The organism is Delftia sp. PE138 (genome assembly GCF_018320755.1).
Lineage (GTDB): Bacteria > Pseudomonadota > Gammaproteobacteria > Burkholderiales > Burkholderiaceae_C > Comamonas > Comamonas tsuruhatensis.
Map to the genome: position 1 here is coordinate 101,632 of NZ_JABEPN010000003.1, position 16,179 is coordinate 117,810.

13 protein-coding genes and 1 riboswitch are annotated in these 16,179 nt (G+C 66.5%); of the genes, 11 read left to right on the top strand and 2 right to left on the bottom strand.

The features are described from left to right. Positions 1–92: 92 nt before the first annotated feature. On the top strand, positions 93–1,124 hold the full coding sequence (locus HFGMBDPB_RS12820; protein ID WP_016448695.1) for a cyclase family protein: 1,032 nt from the start codon (positions 93–95) through the stop codon (positions 1,122–1,124). A gap of 174 nt (positions 1,125–1,298) precedes the next feature. Here HFGMBDPB_RS12820 and argE read toward each other — a convergent pair whose 3' ends face one another. Beyond that, complete coding sequence (gene argE / locus HFGMBDPB_RS12825; protein WP_212645522.1) at positions 1,299–2,462, bottom strand: acetylornithine deacetylase; 1,164 nt, start codon at positions 2,460–2,462, stop codon at positions 1,299–1,301. A gap of 164 nt (positions 2,463–2,626) precedes the next feature. Between argE and HFGMBDPB_RS12830 the strand changes: the two genes are divergently transcribed. The 5 genes from HFGMBDPB_RS12830 (at position 2,627) to HFGMBDPB_RS12855 (ending at position 8,984) form a co-directional block, all read left to right on the top strand. After that, complete coding sequence (locus HFGMBDPB_RS12830) at positions 2,627–3,940, top strand: MFS transporter (protein ID WP_016448697.1); 1,314 nt, start codon at positions 2,627–2,629, stop codon at positions 3,938–3,940. Positions 3,941–4,240: 300 nt separating this feature from the next. Beyond that, on the top strand, positions 4,241–5,584 hold the full coding sequence (locus HFGMBDPB_RS12835; protein WP_016448698.1) for a C4-dicarboxylate transporter DctA: 1,344 nt from the start codon (positions 4,241–4,243) through the stop codon (positions 5,582–5,584). Beyond that, complete coding sequence (locus HFGMBDPB_RS12840) at positions 5,581–6,267, top strand: GntR family transcriptional regulator (protein WP_016448699.1); 687 nt, start codon at positions 5,581–5,583, stop codon at positions 6,265–6,267. The genes HFGMBDPB_RS12835 and HFGMBDPB_RS12840 overlap by 4 nt, the downstream gene beginning before the upstream one ends. 171 nt (positions 6,268–6,438) lie before the next feature. Further along, positions 6,439–7,782: a glycerophosphodiester phosphodiesterase family protein gene (locus HFGMBDPB_RS12845; protein ID WP_016448700.1), complete on the top strand. Its 1,344-nt coding sequence runs from the start codon at positions 6,439–6,441 to the stop codon at positions 7,780–7,782. An 830-nt stretch (positions 7,783–8,612) separates the two neighbouring features. Next, positions 8,613–8,984, top strand: coding sequence for a DUF2195 family protein (locus HFGMBDPB_RS12855; RefSeq protein WP_026062624.1), 372 nt, complete (start codon positions 8,613–8,615; stop codon positions 8,982–8,984). A 184-nt stretch (positions 8,985–9,168) separates the two neighbouring features. On the opposite strand, the gene metH is transcribed toward HFGMBDPB_RS12855, so the two are convergent. Next, the gene (metH, locus tag HFGMBDPB_RS12860; RefSeq protein ID WP_212645524.1) at positions 9,169–11,925 is read right to left on the bottom strand and encodes a methionine synthase; all 2,757 of its coding nucleotides are present in this window, start codon (positions 11,923–11,925) and stop codon (positions 9,169–9,171) included. 27 nt (positions 11,926–11,952) lie between these two features. Next, positions 11,953–12,079: riboswitch (S-adenosyl-L-homocysteine riboswitch) on the bottom strand. Between the two features lie 277 nt (positions 12,080–12,356). On the opposite strand from metH, the gene HFGMBDPB_RS12865 reads away from it, so the two are divergent. The 5 genes from HFGMBDPB_RS12865 to HFGMBDPB_RS12885 are packed head-to-tail and all read left to right on the top strand — an operon-like array spanning position 12,357 to position 16,109. Continuing rightward, the gene (locus tag HFGMBDPB_RS12865) at positions 12,357–13,163 is read left to right on the top strand and encodes a FadR/GntR family transcriptional regulator (protein ID WP_212645525.1); all 807 of its coding nucleotides are present in this window, start codon (positions 12,357–12,359) and stop codon (positions 13,161–13,163) included. Next, the gene (locus HFGMBDPB_RS12870; RefSeq protein WP_212645526.1) at positions 13,160–13,966 is read left to right on the top strand and encodes a transporter substrate-binding domain-containing protein; all 807 of its coding nucleotides are present in this window, start codon (positions 13,160–13,162) and stop codon (positions 13,964–13,966) included. The genes HFGMBDPB_RS12865 and HFGMBDPB_RS12870 overlap by 4 nt, the downstream gene beginning before the upstream one ends. Positions 13,967–13,997: 31 nt before the next feature. After that, positions 13,998–14,726, top strand: coding sequence for an amino acid ABC transporter permease (locus HFGMBDPB_RS12875; RefSeq protein ID WP_212645527.1), 729 nt, complete (start codon positions 13,998–14,000; stop codon positions 14,724–14,726). Beyond that, complete coding sequence (locus tag HFGMBDPB_RS12880; protein ID WP_016448705.1) at positions 14,723–15,376, top strand: amino acid ABC transporter permease; 654 nt, start codon at positions 14,723–14,725, stop codon at positions 15,374–15,376. The genes HFGMBDPB_RS12875 and HFGMBDPB_RS12880 overlap by 4 nt, the downstream gene beginning before the upstream one ends. Next, on the top strand, positions 15,363–16,109 hold the full coding sequence (locus tag HFGMBDPB_RS12885) for an amino acid ABC transporter ATP-binding protein (RefSeq protein ID WP_016448706.1): 747 nt from the start codon (positions 15,363–15,365) through the stop codon (positions 16,107–16,109). The genes HFGMBDPB_RS12880 and HFGMBDPB_RS12885 overlap by 14 nt, the downstream gene beginning before the upstream one ends. Positions 16,110–16,179 lie beyond the last annotated feature (70 nt).

Below are 16,179 nucleotides of genomic sequence, written 5' to 3' on the forward strand. Positions count from 1 at the left end.
GCGCCCCCGTCTTTGCTTTTTTTCATCGGCGTTTTCCGCCTTCCCTCGCGCGCGGCATGCGCGCCCTTTATCAGCAGACCAAGGACTCTTGCATGACTCTCCAACGCTTCGCTCGCCGCATGGCGCTGCCCTCTCTCGTGATCGCCCTGGCCGCCGCCTTCGCGGGCACCGCGGCCCAGGCCCATGGCGGCCACGAGCCCCCGGCCGGCGCACGCCAGGACGTGGGCACCAGCCCCTGGGGGCCGGCCGACGAGATCGGCCGCCTGAACCTGATCACGCCGGCCTCGCGCGCGGCCATCCTGCAGCGCATCACGGGCGGGCAGGTCTATGACCTGGCCACCGAGTACTACGTGGGCATGCCCAGCTGGCAGGACGCGGGCGATCCGCACTACCAGTTCTGGATGACGCACACGCCGCGCGGCACCGTGGTGGACGACCCGATGAACGTGGGCAAGGACATGAACGCCACGCGCAGCTACACGGGCACGGCGTTTTCCATGTACAGCCACACGGGCACGCACATCGATGCGCTCAACCACTTCGGCATCCGCGGCAGGATCTGGAACGGCTTCAGCGCAGACCAGCACCTGGGCGACCGGGGCTGGCAGCGCACGGGCATAGAGAAATTCCCGCCGCTGGTGGCGCGCGGCGTGCTGATCGACGTGGCGGCCGCCAAGGGCCTGGAGATGCTGCCCGACCAGTACCGCATCACGCGCCAGGACCTCAAGGATGCGCTGGCACGCCAGAAGGTGACGCTGCAGGAGGGCGACATCGTGCTGGTGCGCACGGGCCGCATGAAGCTGTACGGCCAGCCCCAGGCCTACATGGCCAAGCCGCCGGGCCTGGGCCTGGATGCCGCGCGCTTCCTGGTGGAGGAAGGCGGCGCCATGATCGTGGGCGCCGACAACCTGAGCCTGGAGACGTTCCCGTCCGAGGTGGACGACGACTACGTCCCGCTGCACAGCTACCTGCTGGCGCAAAAGGGCGTGCCCATCATGGAGCTGGTGGCGCTGGACGATCTGTCGCGCGACAAGGTCTACGAGTTCGCCTTCATCGGCGGCCCGCTCAAGATCCGCGGCGGCGACGCCGCGCCGCTGCGGCCCATCGCCATCCCGGTGCGCTGAGCGGGGCAAGACGAGATTTCTTGAGCTTGACCTCGAAACTCCCGCGCCCCCAAGGCGAGGGACACCGAGCAAGGGCCTACGCCGGCCGCGCCGCCCCGCAGCAAGGGTGTCGCCGGCTGCCCGTACGCCCCCCTCCGAAGAGAGGGGGAAGGCGCGAAGCGACTCAGGGGGTGATCACAGACTCGTGCCCATTTTGCTGAGGAAGCGCTCGCAGGCGTCGAGCTGGGCCAGCTCGACGAACTCGTCGGGCTTGTGCGCCTGCTCGATGGAGCCGGGGCCGCAGACCACGGTGGGAACGCCGGCGTTGTGGAACAGGCCGGCCTCGGTGCCGTAGGCCACCTTGCGCTTTTCCTGGTCGGCGGTCAGCGCGCGCACCAGCTGGGTGATGGCGGCTTCTTCCGAGGCTTCCAGCGCAGGCGCGCTGGCGCCGGTCTCGATCTCGATGCGCGCGTCGGCGAATTCGGCGCGCATGCGCGGCAGCAGTTCGTCGCGCGCATAGGACTCGACCTGGGCCTGGATGCCATCCACCGACATGCCGGGCAGGTTGCGGAATTCATAGGCGAATTCGCACAGCTCGGGGATGGTGTTGACAGCGATGCCACCCTGGATCTGGTTGGTGGTCATGGTGGTGAAGGGCACGTCGAAGAATTCGTCGTAGGGGCCGTGCGCCTTGAAGTGGTCGGCGATGTCCCTGATGCGACAGATCAGCCGCGCCGCGTATTCGATGGCATTGCTGCCGCGCGGCGTGAGCGACGAATGCGCGGCCTTGCCGTGCACGCGGCAGCGGTAGAGGTTGATGCCCTTGTGCGCCACCACGACCTGCATGCTGGTGGGCTCGCCGACCACGCAGCCGTCGAAGCGCGCGCCCTCGGCCTTGAGCTGGTTGATCATCACGGGCGCGCCCGCGCAGCCGATTTCCTCGTCGTACGAGAAGGCCAGGTGCACGGGCCTGGCGCGCTGCGTGGCCAGGAATTCGGGCACCAGCGCCAGCGAGGCGGCGATGAAGCCCTTCATGTCGCAGCTGCCGCGCCCATACAGGCGCCCGCCCTTTTCGGTGAGCGCAAAGGGGTTGGTGCTCCACTGCTGGCCATCGACCGGCACCACGTCGGTATGGCCGGACAGCACGATGCCACCCTGCGTTTCGCCATTGCTGGCCGGCAAAGTGGCGAAGAGATTGGCCTTGGCGCCGTCCGGAGAGTGGAACAATCGGGCACTCACACCCAGCGTGGCCAACTCATCGCGTACACACTCGATCAGCGCCAGGTTGGAGTTGCGGCTGGTGGTGTCGAATGCGACCAGTGTTTCCAGCCAGTCGCGGGTGTTTTTCCAGGTAGTCATGTGGTTCCATCTGCGCCATGGCCTGCGCCGCCCTTCGTGGACGACGCAGGCCATGGCATAGGCATTGCATATGGCGAAGCAGTGTACGCCCGGGTTGCGGCCCGGGCAGGCACGCCGCCCCATGCCCCGGGCGTGACTGCCGTCTTTTCAATCCCTTTTCGGAAATGGACCCTGCTTTGACCAAGCAAACCGTCTCGACCCGCAACATCGTGGCTGCCGTCATCGGCAACGCGCTGGAGTGGTATGACTTCCTGGTGTTCGCCTTCATGACACCCATCGTCGCCAAGCTGTTCTTCCCCAGCAATCCCGACAATCCGGACGACAACATCAACCGCATCCTGATGACCACGGCCGTGTTCGGCGTGGGCTTTTTCATGCGGCCCGTGGGCGGCATCCTGCTGGGCCTGTACGGGGACCGCAAGGGCCGCAAGGCGGCCATGGTGATGGTGACCGGCCTGATGGCCGTGGCGATCGCGCTGATCACGCTGGCGCCCACCTATGCGGCCGTGGGCATCCTGGCGCCGCTGTTCATCGTGCTGGCACGGCTGCTGCAGGGCTTTGCGGCCGGCGGCGAGTTCGGCACGTCCACGGCACTGCTGATCGAGCTGGCACCGCCCGGCAAGCGCGGCTTCTATGGCTCCTGGCAGATGGCCGGCCAGATGCTGGCCCTGCTGATCGGCGCGGCCACGGGCACGCTGATCACCGAGATCTTCACCGAGGAAGAGCTGATGGCCTGGGCCTGGCGCGTGCCCTTCGCCGTGGGCCTGCTGATCGTTCCCGTGGCGCTGTACATCCGCCGCCATGTGGAGGAGCCCGAGGTCTTCAAGGAAATGCAGGCCGCGCAGGCCAGCGGCAAGGCGCGCCAGATCGGCATCATGGAGATGCTGCGCACGCATGCGCGCGAGACGCTGGTGGGCATGGGCCTGGTGGTCACGGCCACGGTGTCCATCTACATCACCTTCACCTATCTGGTGACCTATGCCACGGTGACGCTGAAGCTGCCCATGCGCGATGCCTTCATGGTGCAGATGGCCGGCGCCGCGCTGATGGTGGTGATCATGCCGTTCTTCGGCGCCCTGTCGGACCGCGTGGGCCGCCGCATGCTGACCATCGGCTCGCTGATCGGCTACCTGGTGGTGCTCTACCCGCTGTATGCCTGGCTGACGGACGGCCCCACGGTGCAGAAGCTGCTGATCACCCAGTTGGTGGTCTGCGTGTTCGTGGCCGTGTTCTTCGGCGTGTTCAGTACGGTGATGGCCGAGCTGTTCCCGCCCCAGGTGCGGTCTGCCGGCATGTCCATGGCCTACAACGTGGCCGTGATGATCTTCGGCGGCTTCGCGCAGTTCATCGTGACCTGGCTGATCCGCTCCACGGGCTCGCCCATGGCGCCGGCCTTCTATGTGATGTTCGGCGTGACGCTGGGCCTGCTGGCGGCCTTCTTCATCAAGGACCGCGCGATGGAGCGCAACCTGCGCTGATCCCCCCGGGCGGCGCGCCCTGCGCCGCCCTCGCGCATGCCCCGGCACGGGGCCTGCGCAGCCTTGCCGCACGCCGCGCGCACCATGCGCGGGCATGCCGGCCCCCGCCCTGCACCACGGCGGGGAGGCCCGCCCGCATCTGCCGATTTCATGCAGAAAAAGTCAGGGCTGAACTTCTCTGGAGTGCCGCAAATCCGCAGGGAATACCCTCTGCTGGCACGCGTTTCGCTTGTCTACATTCTTGCATGCAAGTTGCAGAGCCACTTGCATACAAGATTCCACAACTTGCGAAAGACGACTATGCGCCGCTTTGCCAGATCACTGTTCGGACAGGTGGTGATCGCACTCATCCTGGGTGTGCTCGCCGGAATATTGGCCCCTGAATGGGCCGTGAAACTCAAGCCCCTGGGCGATGGCTTCATCAAGCTCATCAAGATGATCATTCCCGTGCTGGTGTTCTGCGTGGTGGTGCACGGCATCGCGGGCGCGGGCGACCTCAAGCGCGTGGGCCGGGTCGGCGTCAAGTCGCTGATCTACTTCGAGGTGCTGACCACCATCGCCCTGGTGCTGGGCCTGGTGCTGGCCTTCGTGTTCCAGCCCGGCGCGGGCATGAACGTGGACCCGAGCAAGCTCGACGCCTCGGCCATGAGCGCCTATGCCAGCAACGCCGACAAGCTGACCAGTGGCGGCACGGTGGACTTCCTGATGAAGCTCATCCCCACCACCGTGGTGCAGGCCTTTGCCACGGGCGACGTGCTGCAGGTGCTGCTGTTCGCCGTGCTGTTCGGCTGCGCACTGACCATGCTGGGCGAGCGCGGCGCGCCCGTGCATGCGCTGATCGACACGCTGTCGAACGTGCTGTTCAAGATCATGGGCATCCTCATCAAGCTGGCGCCGCTGGGCGTGCTGGGCGCCATCGCCTTCACCGTGGGCCAGTACGGCATAGGCTCGCTCAAGCAGCTGGGCATGCTGGTGCTGCTGTTCTACGTGGCGGTGATCTTCTTCGTCTTCGTGGTGCTGGGCCTGGTGATGCGCTTTTCGGGCTTCAGCCTGATCAAGCTGCTGCGCTACCTGCGCGAGGAGCTGATGGTGGTCTTCGCCACCACCTCCTCGGACAGCGTGCTGCCCCAGATCATGGCCAAGCTGCGCAACCTGGGCGTGCGCGACTCCACCGTGGGCCTGGTGATTCCCACGGGCTACTCGTTCAACCTGGACGCCTTCTCCATCTACATCACGCTGGCGGCCGTGTTCATCGCCCAGGCCACGAACACGCCCATCGGCATGGCCGACCTGCTGACCATCCTGGCGATTGCGCTGGTGACCTCCAAGGGCGCCCACGGCGTGCCGGGCTCGGCCATCGTGGTGCTGGCGGCCACGCTGCATGCGATTCCGGCCATCCCCGCCATCGGCCTGGTGCTGGTGCTGTCGGTGGACTGGTTCATGGGCATTGCCCGCGCGCTGGGCAACCTGATCGGCAACTGCGTGGCCACCGTGGCCATCGCGGCCTGGGAAGGTGACATCGACCGCGAGCGCGCCCATGCCGTGCTCAACGGCCTGGCCGACAATCAGGGGCCCGACGCCGAGCCCTCCGGCGCCGCCGCCGTCCCCGCAACCGTGACTCCTGCCCACCCTGCAACGCAATGACACCTGTAAGCCCCCAGCACATCGCCGAGCGCGTCGTCGAAGCCATCCTGGCCCAGAAACTGGCGCCCGGCGAACGGCTGGGGGAGCAGGAGCTGGCCGACAACTTCGAGGTCAGCCGCACCATGGTGCGCGAGGCGCTGATGCAGCTGCAGGCGCGCGGCTTCGTGCAGGTGCAGCCCCGGCGCGGCTGGTACGTGGTCCAGCCCTCGGCCGAGGAGGCGCAGGACGCCTTCGCGGCGCGCCGCATCATCGAGACCGGCATCCTGGGCGAGGCCGGGCGCCCCCTGCAAAGCGTGATCGGCCAGCTGCGCCGCCACATCGCCCAGGAGCAGGAGGCCATTGCGGGCGCCGACGCCGCCACGCGCGCCTTCCTGCTGGCCGACTTCCACGTCTGCCTGGCCGAGCAGATGGGCCACCGCCTGCTGGCGCTCACCCTGCGCGACCTCACGGCGCGCACCACGCTGGCGGCCACATTGTTCCAGTCCACCCACAGCGCCAGCCAGTCCTGCGCCGAGCACGAACGCATCGTCGAGGCGCTGGAGCGCGGCGACACCGAGGGCGCCAAGGCCCTGCTGCTGGAGCACATCGGCACGGTGGAGCGTTCGCTGGAGATCCGCCCGAGCGAGGCGCCCGACGCCGGCGACCGCCTGCGCGCCACGCTGGCGCCCCTGTTCGGGGGATAACCCTGTGTCGGTGGGTCGGCAAATTTCCACCGACCGTCGCTAAAACGCCAATCCGGGCCCTACGGGGCGCACTGTCATGGTGCCGACACGGCTGACTGCATACGCTGCTGAGCTGGCGCATTGCGCGCCGTTCATCAACCCACCACTGCTTCGGATATGACCCAACGTCCTATGTCCTTTTCCCGCACTCCCCTGCTCGCGTCCCTGTGCGCGGCTGCAGTCCTCACGGCCTGCGGCGGCGACGGCGGCTCGTTCTACCTCACGCTCGACGGAAAGCAGCCCCAGGTGATCGCCCACCGCGGCTTCTCGGGCAAGTTCCCGGAGCAGACGCGCATGGCCTACGAGGCCGCCGCCGACGCGGGCGCGGACATGCTCGAACTCGACATGCACATGACGAAGGACTGCCAGCTGGTCGCCCGCCACAACGCCTGGCTCAGCGACAGCACCAACGTGGCCGACGTGGCCAAGACCAATGCCGAAGTGGCGCGCCGCCAGCGCACTGCGGCCGGCGTGCTGGTCAACGTGAAGTACCCCGCCGTGCCTGCCAACGGCCCCTCGCAATACCTGAGCGACCAGCTCGATGCCAACGATCCCAAGTCCGTGCTCAAGGCCCTGGTGGTCGATGGCGAGGACCACCGCAACGACTGGTCCATCAGCGACTTCACGATGCAGGAGCTGCGCAGCTGGCTGGGCGGCACGATCCTGGACAACCGCAGCGAGCGCCCCACCGAGTGGAACGGCAAGCTGCCCCTGATCAGCGCCCAGGACGTGCTGGACATCGCCGCCGCCAAGGGCAAGGCCCTGGGCCGCACCATCCCCGTCTACGCCGAGACCAAGAACCCGTACTGGAACAACCAGCAGGCGATCGCCAACGGCTGCGGCGCGCCCGGCTCGCGCCCGTTTGAAGACGCGGTGATCAAGCTGCTGGACCAGAACAAGCTCAACGCCAAGGATTCGCCCATCTACATCCAGAGCTTCGACCCGGCCAGCCTCAAGTACCTGCGCCAGGCCGGCATGAAGGCCAAGGGCGTGCAGCTGATCGACGGCAACGACTTCAATCTGCGCGACGGCTCCATGGTCTACATCACCAACGATGAATGGACCTTCATCAGCGGCCGCCCCTACAGCTGGACCCTGGCCGGCGACGCGCGCACCTTCGCCACCATGCTCACGCCCGCAGGCCTGGCCGAGATCAAGACCTATGCCGACGGCATCGGCCCCTGGAAGCCCCAGGTCCTGGCCCACTCCGTCGTGCCCTACAAGGACGGCGCCGGCCTCAAGGACGTGAACACCGTCAAGGACACGGGCCTGATCCGCGACGCCCACAAGGCCGGCCTGATCGTGCACAGCTTCACCTTCCGCAACGAGCCGGGCCGCCTGGCCGGCCTGTACAAGGGCGACCCCGTGCAGGAATACCTGGCCTACTACCGCCTGGGCATCGACGGCGTGTTCACCGACTTCACGGACACGGCCGTTGCGGCGCGCAAGGCGTACAACAAGGAAATCGGGCTCTGAAACTCCCATCCCGCTGACCCATGACAAGGCGCCTCGTGCGCCTTGTTTTTTTGGACTCTGGCAGTGGGCATATTCAGGCGACATCATCCATGGCAATCAGGTATACCTGAATGCGATGCAGCGAATTGGTATACAAGATCGTTACAGCATGTCGCAAAAACACTTTCCCTCCAACTTGCCTCCGAGGCAATAAGCGCATTAAGCTGCCCCGATCTCTGATCCAGATGAAGCTTATGAATCTGGATGGCATCAAACCGTGGCTACCGAGAAACTCGATTGATGCGACTTTAGAAAATTGGAGGGACCGTTTGTGATACCAGATATGGAGTTTGATGGGCAGAAGCTGACATGGAATGGCTCGGGTAGCTTCAAGGCAACGACAGGACTTCCAGGTTTTCAGATGCCAGAAAATCAGTGCATCAAAGACAGCGGACCAATTCCGGAGGGGATGTACAAGGTGCTTGTCACCGACCGTGGGGCGGCGAAGGATGACGGTGCGGGAAGATGCAACCTGTCTCCCGGATGGGGAGTCCAGACGATTCCACGCGGAGCTGCCGCCGGAAGCTGCGAAGCCTATTGGGCAAACTGGGGGCAGAACCGGGCGCGGATGGAGCCCGCCGACACTCAAACGCGCATCGCTTGCAACCCCGTTCGCAGCGGCTTTTATCTGCATGATTCAACCAAAGGCTTCAGCCACGGATGTATTGAGGTTGAGCATAGATTCTTCCCGATTCTTCGGTCGAAGGCGAAGTCCAGTTCGCGTAGCTATTTCATCCTGAAAGTCAATTACGTCCCGGCAAGAGTGACAAACGGAGGCACACGTGCATAGCATGGCTCGATTTTTAATATGGTCTGCCTTGTTCGGCGGATCTGCCTTTGCTGCCCATGCCGACCAGATAACGTTTCAGAACGATCTTTCAGCCTGCGTGTCGATCACGGCGACGAAGACTTCCACAGAGTCCAATGTGGTGTGGGCGAACACCCGTGTTCAACTGCGCAAATCGATTGGCGAGTGCGGATGCCTTTCGGCTCTGGCGACCTACACGAGCAGCGTGAACCGAGGGGGCGTCCGGCAGGTACTGCAGGAAGGCCTGATCGACCTGGGCAGCGGGGGAGAGAGAAAACTCGTCCTTGCGACCGATCCGGCCCTGGTCGCCAACAAGGAGGTGCGGGTTCGGCTGGCGTGCACCGGGCCCTTGTAGGGCATCCTGGCTCCTGCAGCATCGGCGCGCGCTTGAACGCTCAGCCGGATCACATCTTCTGATCGACTGCCTGCGCCGCTGGCGCGCCCTGTCCGCTATTCCAGTCAAAGATGAATGCCTTTGTCCAAAATAGCGAAAAATCGCACGCCTGACCGGCGTAGCCAAGCCAGCGGTCAACCCAATATCAGGCGAGATTCGGCGCCAGCAGCCTGCGCAGTTCCTCGATATCCATGCCCCGGCGCGCGGCCATGTCGGCGAGCTGGTCCTCGCCGATCTCGCCGACGTTGAAGTAGACGGAGTCGGGGTGGCCGATGTAGAAGCCGCTGACGCTGGAGGCCGGGTTCATGGCCAGGCTTTCGGTCAGGGTCATGCCGATCTCGTCGGCCTTGAGCACGGCGAACAGGTCGGTCTTGGCGCTGTGGTCGGGGCAGGCCGGGTAGCCGGGCGCGGGGCGTACGCCCTTGTACTGTTCCTTGATCAGCGCTTCGTTGCTGAGGTCCTCGTCGGGCGCATAGCCCCACAGGTCCTTGCGCACGCGCTGGTGCAGGCATTCGGCGAAGGCCTCGGCCAGGCGGTCGGCCAGGGCCTTGAACATGATGCCGGAGTAGTCGTCCAGCGCGTCCTGGAACTCCTTGTCCTTCTTCTCGGCGCCGATGCCGGCCGTGACGGCGAACAGGCCCGCGTAGTCCTGGATGCCCGATTCCTTGGTGGCCACGAAGTCGGACAGGCAGCGGCTGGGGCGCATCACGGGCTGGCCATCCGGGCCTTCCACCATCTGCTTTTCGGTCTGCTGGCGCATGCCGTACCAGGTCATCAGCACCTGGCTGCGGGACTCGTCGGCGTAGAACTCGATGTCATCGCCCACGCGGTTGGCAGGGAACAGGCCGATGGCGCCGTTGGCCTGCAGCCAGCGGCCTTCGATGATCTTCCTGAGCATGGCCTGGCCGTCGGCCAGCACCTGGCGGGCCTGCACGCCCACGATCTCGTCGTCGAGGATGGCCGGATAGGGGCCGGCCAGGTCCCAGGTCTGGAAGAACGGGCCCCAGTCGATGTATTCGGCGATCTCGGCCAGGTCGAAGTTGCGGAACACGCGCCGGCCCAGGGCGCGCGGCGCCACGGGGGCCTGGGAAAAGTCCACGGGCGTGGCGTTGGCGCGGGCCTTGTCCAGCGGCCACAGCGGCGTCTTCTTCTTGTTGGCGTGCTGGGTGCGGACCTTGTCGTAGTCGGCCTGGATCTCGGCCAGGTAGTTGCCCTTGTTCTCGCCCAGCAGGCTCTGGGCCACGCTGACGCTGCGCGAGGCATCGGGCACGTAGACCACGGGGCCTTCGTACTTGGGCGCGATCTTGACGGCGGTGTGCACGCGCGAGCAGGTGGCGCCGCCGATCAGCAGCGGAATCTTCTTGATGCGGAAGTAGTCGTCCTTGTGCATCTCGCCGGCGACGTATTGCATCTCTTCGAGGCTGGGCGTGATCAGGCCCGACAGGCCGATGATGTCCGCGCCCTCGGCCTTGGCCTTGGCCAGGATCTCGTGGCAGGGCACCATCACGCCCATGTTGATGACCTCGAAGTTGTTGCACTGCAGGACCACGGTGACGATGTTCTTGCCGATGTCGTGCACATCGCCCTTGACGGTGGCGATGACGATCTTGCCCTTGCTGGACACGTCCAGGCCCGCCGCTTCCTGCTGGCGCTTTTCCTCTTCGATGTAGGGCACGAGGTGGGCCACGGCCTGCTTCATCACACGCGCCGACTTGACCACCTGGGGCAGGAACATCTTGCCGGCGCCGAACAGGTCGCCCACGATGTTCATGCCGTCCATGAGCGGACCTTCGATCACGTGCAGCGGGCGGCCGCCGCCCTGCACCACGATCTGCTGGTAGGCCTCTTCGGTGTCGACGACGATGAAGTCGGTGATGCCGTGCACCAGGGCGTGCGACAGGCGCTCGCCCACGGTCTTCGGGTTCTCGGGCGTGCCGCGCCATTCGAGCTTCTTGCTGTCGTCCTTGGCGGCGCCCTTGGCGGCGTCGGCAATCTCCAGCAGGCGTTCCGCAGCGTCAGGGCGGCGGTTGAGCACCACGTCTTCCACGCGCTCGCGCAGTTCGGGCTCCAGGTCGTCATAGACGCCGACCATGCCGGCGTTGACGATGCCCATGTCCATGCCCGCCGAGATGGCGTGGTAGAGGAACACGGTGTGGATGGCCTCGCGCACGGGGTCGTTGCCGCGGAAGCTGAAGCTCACGTTGGAGACGCCGCCCGAGACCTTGGCGCCGGGCAGGTTCTGCTTGATCCAGCGCACGGCCTCGATGAAGTCCACGGCGTAGTTGTCGTGTTCCTCGATGCCGGTGGCCACGGCGAAGATGTTGGGGTCGAAGACGATGTCCTCGGGCGGGAAGCCCACCTCGTCCACCAGGATGCGGTAGGCGCGCTCGCAGATCTCGATCTTGCGCTGGTAGGTGTCGGCCTGGCCCTTCTCGTCGAAGGCCATGACCACGGCGGCCGCGCCGTAGCGCTTGATCAGCCGGGCCTGGCGCTTGAATTCATCCAGGCCTTCCTTCATGGAGATGGAGTTGACGATGCCCTTGCCCTGCAGGCAGCGCAGGCCGGCCTCGATGACCTCCCACTTGGAGCTGTCCACCATGACCGGCACCTTGGCGATGTCGGGCTCGGAGGCGATGAGGTTCAGGAAGCGCACCATGGCGGCCTTGCTGTCGAGCATGGCCTCGTCCATGTTCACGTCGATGACCTGGGCGCCGTTTTCCACCTGCTGGCGCGCCACGGACAGCGCTTCCTCGTACTGCTCGTTGAGGATCATGCGCGCAAAGGCCTTGGAACCCGTGACGTTGGTGCGCTCGCCCACGTTGACGAACAGCGTGCCCTCGCCGATGGTCACCGGCTCCAGGCCGGACAGCTTCATGGGAGGGGGAGTGAAAGAGGACGACATCAAGCTCACCTGCAAAAACGGCATGGCAACAGGTGAGCGTCGTTGGCACCGTGGGCGCGGTCCGGCCGGGAACCTGCACCTGGCCCAAGCCTGACGCGGCACGCGATCCGGTGTACGGATGGGCGGGTGCCGCGCTGCAACGCTCCTCGGGCCAAAGCCCGGGATTCTACGGCGGCTGGCGGCGGCCTGCAGTGCGGGTTTTACGCCCGCATTCGGGGCAGGCCTGCACAAAGCCATGCGGCACTGCACCAAAGCGCGGCAGCGCGGGCCGCCGGCGGCGCCTTCGGGGCGGATTGTCGATGTCCCATCGCCCCGGATTCTTTGCAATGCCTGAGGACAACGCTCCTTTTTTTGCATCTGGCACGCAATTCGCTATCTGCTGGGTACGTGGTCTGACCAGTCAGGCCAAAACCCTCCACCCGCGCCAGCCCATGCAAAGCATTCCGATCTCGATGGCCCAGACGCTGCAGCAGCACATCCTGAGCGGCCACTATCCCGGCGGGAGCCAGCTGCCGCCGCAGCGCGAGCTGGCCCGGCAGCTGGGCATCAGCCGCGCTTCGCTGCGCGAGGCGCTGTCCATGCTGGAGGCCCTGGGCCTGGTCGAGATCCAGCCGGGCAAGGGCGTGCGCATCAACGGCCCGCACAGCGGCCGTGCACGCATGCACCGCGCCTATGCCACCCCGGCGCTGGGCACGCTTTCGCCGCGCCAGCTGATCGAGCTGCGCCTGGTGCTGGAGCCCGGCTGGGCCGCGCTGGCGGCCGTGCGCGCCGACGACAGCGGCCTGCGCCAGCTGCAATGGACCCAGTCCCAGCTGGCCCACGCCCTGGACCGCAGCGACCTGCTGGCCGCCGCCGACGCCGATCTGCAGTTCCACCTGCTGCTGGCCCAGCTGTCGGGCAACCCGGGCCTGGTGGCCATGGCGCGCCAGCTGGAGCTGGCCATCAGCCACAGCCTGCGCCTGCCCTTTGCCTGGAGCGGTGCCGACGACCAGCCGGTGCGCGAGCACGACGCCATCGTGCAGGCCGTCTGCGCAGGCGATGCGCCGGGTGCGGCGGGCGCCATGCGCGCCCACCTGCTGTCGGCGGCCAGGCGCAGCGGCATCGATCTCGACACACCGGACGACGCGGCGGCGCCCGACGCGACGGCGCCCGACGCAACAGCGCCCGATACATCTGCGCCCGACCCTGACCCGCTTTTCTTTCGCCTCACCCCACCTTCCGAAGGAGCTTTCGCATGACTTCCCCCCTGACACCCCGCCGCGCATTCATCCGCACCGCCCTGGCGGCCGCCACCCTGGCCGCTGCCGGCCTGGGCGGCGCCGCCCAGGCCGACATGCTGGCCAATATCCAGAAGGCCGGCGTGCTGCGCGTGGCGATTCCGCAGGACTTCCCGCCCTTCGGCTCGCTGGGCACCGACCTGAAGCTGCAGGGCTATGACATCGACATGGCGGCCCTGGTGGCCCAGGAGCTGGGCGTGAAGGTGGAGCTGGTGCCCGTGACCAGCACCAACCGCATCCCCTTCCTGACCACGGGCAAGGCCGACATCGTCATCTCCAGCCTGGGCAAGAACGCCGAGCGCGCCAAGGTGATCGACTTCACCCAGGCCTATGCACCCTTCCCCAAGAGCGTCTACGGCCCCAAGGACATGAGCATCAAGGCCCCTGCCGACCTGGCCGGCAAGACCGTGGGCGTGACGCGCGGCTCCACCGAGGACCTGGCCCTCACGCAGGTGGCGCCGGCCTCGGCCACCATCAAGCGCTACGAGGACAACAACGCCACCGCGCAAAGCTACCTGACGGGCCAGGTGCAGCTGGTGACGCTGGGCAACATCGTGGCCAACGCCGTCAACGAGCGCACCAGGCTGCGCCAGCTGGACGTGAAGTTCGCGGTCGAGGACACGCCCTGCTACATCGGCGTGGCCAAGGGCGAGCCGGCGCTGCTGCAGAAGGTGGACGCCATCATCACCAAGCTCAAGGCCGACGGCCGCCTGACCAGCCTGTCCCAGCGCTGGATGAAGATGCCGCTGCCCGCCACCCTGTAACCGCTGCGCCCCTGCTCCCGGAAATCCTTCCATGGCCTATCAATTCGACTTCGGCGCCGTGTTCGACTACAGCGGCCTGCTGGCACAGGGCGCGGGCTTCACGCTGGCGCTGACGGCGGCGGGCGCCGTGCTGGGCGGCGCCATCGGCGTGGCCGGCGGCGTCAGCCGCGCCTGGCGCATTGCGCCGCTGCACTGGCTGTTCAAGGTGTACGTGGAGGGCATACGCAACACGCCCTTCCTGGTGCAGCTGATGTTCGTGTTCTTCGGCCTGCCTTCGCTGGGCGTGCAGATCAACGAATGGCAGGCCTGCCTGCTGACCACGGTGATCAACCTGGCCGCCTACATCACCGAGATCGTGCGCGCCGGCATCCAGGAGACGCCGCGCGGCCAGCTGGAAGCCGCTGGCGCGCTGGGCATGGGCCGCTGGGCGGTCTTCCGCCATGTGGTGCTGCGCCCTGCGCTGCAGCGGGTCTGGCCCTCGCTGAGCAGCCAGATCGTGATCGTGATGCTGGGCACCTCGGTGGTCTCGCAGATCGCCGCCCAGGACCTGACGTTTGCGGCCAACTTCATCCAGTCGCGCAACTTCCGCGCGTTCGAGACCTACCTGGTGGTGACGGCGGCGTACTTCGTGCTGGCCCTGGCACTGCGCCAGTTGCTGGCCTGGATAGGCCAGCGCTTCGTGGTGGGCCGCCGCACGCCGCGTGCAGCCAGGCCCGCTGCACCTGCTGCACCTGCAACCACTGCCGGAGACGCCGCATGATTGCCGACATTCCCCTGCTGCCCATCCTGGCCAAGCTGGCCGAGGGCCTGCTGGCCACGCTGGCGCTGTCGCTGCTGGCCTTCGTGCTGGGCGGCGCCACCGGATTGCTGGTGCTGTTCGCCCGCGTGGGCCGCAGCCTGAACCTGCGCCGCCTGGCCAAGGCCTATATCCAGGCCTTCCAGAACACGCCGCTGCTGATGCAGATGTTCATCGTGTTCTTCGGCTCGTCCATGGCCGGCCTGGACATCTCGCCCTGGACGGCGGCCGCCATTGGCCTGACGCTGTACACCAGCGCCTACCTGGCCGAGGTCTGGCGCGGCTGCGTGGAGGCTATCCCCCGCGGCCAGTGGGAAGCCTCGTCCAGCCTGGCCATGGGCTACCTGCAGCAGATGCGCCATGTGGTGCTGCCGCAGGCGCTGCGCCTGTCGATAGCGCCCACGGTCGGCTTCTCGGTGCAGATCATCAAGGGCACGGCCGTGGCCTCGATCATCGGCTTCAGCGAGCTGACCAAGCTCGGCTCCATGCTGGCCAACGCCACCTTCCAGCCCTTCCTCATCTACGGCCTGGTCGCCGCAGGCTACTTCCTGCTGTGCTGGCCCCTGTCCCTCTACGCATCCCATCTGGAGAAGAAACTCTATGCCGCTCGTTGATGTGCGCGCCGTTCACAAGCATTACGGCAACAACCATGTGCTCAAGGGCGTGGACCTGAGCGTGGACAGCGGCCAGGTGGTCGCCATCATCGGCCGCAGCGGCTCGGGCAAGAGCACGCTGCTGCGCTCCATCAACGGGCTGGAGGCCATCCAGTCCGGCCAGATCGTGGTGGACGACGCCGTGCTCAAGGGCTCGGAGGGCAGCGCGCCCTCGCCCGCCCAGCTGCGCGCGCTGCGCCTGAACGTGGGCATGGTGTTCCAGCAGTTCAACCTGTTCCCCCACCTGACGGCGGGCGAGAACGTGGCCCTGTCGCCCACCGTGGTCAAGGGCGTGAAAAAGCCCGAGGCGGCGGCGCTGGCGCGCCAGATGCTGGCCAAGGTCGGCCTGGGCGACAAGTACGACAGCTACCCCGACCAGCTCAGCGGCGGCCAGCAGCAGCGCGTGGCCATCGCACGCGCGCTGGCCATGCAGCCCAAGGTGCTGCTGTGCGACGAGATCACCTCGGCCCTGGACCCGGAGCTGGTCAACGAGGTGCTGGCCGTGGTCAAGCAGCTCGCCGCCGAGGGCATGACGCTGATCATGGTCACGCACGAGATGCGCTTTGCCCGCGACGTGGGCGACCAGCTGGTGTTCATGCACCAGGGCCTGATCCACGAAAGCGGCCCGGCCAAGCAGCTGTTCGCCAGCCCGCAGACGCCGGAGCTGGCCGGCTTCATCGGCGCCGTGCACTGAGCGGTACGGCCAGGCAGGACAAAGGCCCGCGTCGCGGGCCTTTTTTGCATCGGTGCGGCGCAGGGGCCGC

Coding starts and splice junctions, on each gene's coding strand:
- HFGMBDPB_RS12820 (WP_016448695.1), top strand. CDS start 93: ATGACTCTCCAACGCTTCGCTCGCCGCATGGCGCTGCCCTCTCTCGTG.
- argE (WP_212645522.1), bottom strand. CDS start 2,462: ATGACTACCTGGAAAAACACCCGCGACTGGCTGGAAACACTGGTCGCA.
- HFGMBDPB_RS12830 (WP_016448697.1), top strand. CDS start 2,627: ATGGACCCTGCTTTGACCAAGCAAACCGTCTCGACCCGCAACATCGTG.
- HFGMBDPB_RS12835 (WP_016448698.1), top strand. CDS start 4,241: ATGCGCCGCTTTGCCAGATCACTGTTCGGACAGGTGGTGATCGCACTC.
- HFGMBDPB_RS12840 (WP_016448699.1), top strand. CDS start 5,581: ATGACACCTGTAAGCCCCCAGCACATCGCCGAGCGCGTCGTCGAAGCC.
- HFGMBDPB_RS12845 (WP_016448700.1), top strand. CDS start 6,439: ATGTCCTTTTCCCGCACTCCCCTGCTCGCGTCCCTGTGCGCGGCTGCA.
- HFGMBDPB_RS12855 (WP_026062624.1), top strand. CDS start 8,613: ATGGCTCGATTTTTAATATGGTCTGCCTTGTTCGGCGGATCTGCCTTT.
- metH (WP_212645524.1), bottom strand. CDS start 11,925: ATGTCGTCCTCTTTCACTCCCCCTCCCATGAAGCTGTCCGGCCTGGAG.
- HFGMBDPB_RS12865 (WP_212645525.1), top strand. CDS start 12,357: ATGCAAAGCATTCCGATCTCGATGGCCCAGACGCTGCAGCAGCACATC.
- HFGMBDPB_RS12870 (WP_212645526.1), top strand. CDS start 13,160: ATGACTTCCCCCCTGACACCCCGCCGCGCATTCATCCGCACCGCCCTG.
- HFGMBDPB_RS12875 (WP_212645527.1), top strand. CDS start 13,998: ATGGCCTATCAATTCGACTTCGGCGCCGTGTTCGACTACAGCGGCCTG.
- HFGMBDPB_RS12880 (WP_016448705.1), top strand. CDS start 14,723: ATGATTGCCGACATTCCCCTGCTGCCCATCCTGGCCAAGCTGGCCGAG.
- HFGMBDPB_RS12885 (WP_016448706.1), top strand. CDS start 15,363: ATGCCGCTCGTTGATGTGCGCGCCGTTCACAAGCATTACGGCAACAAC.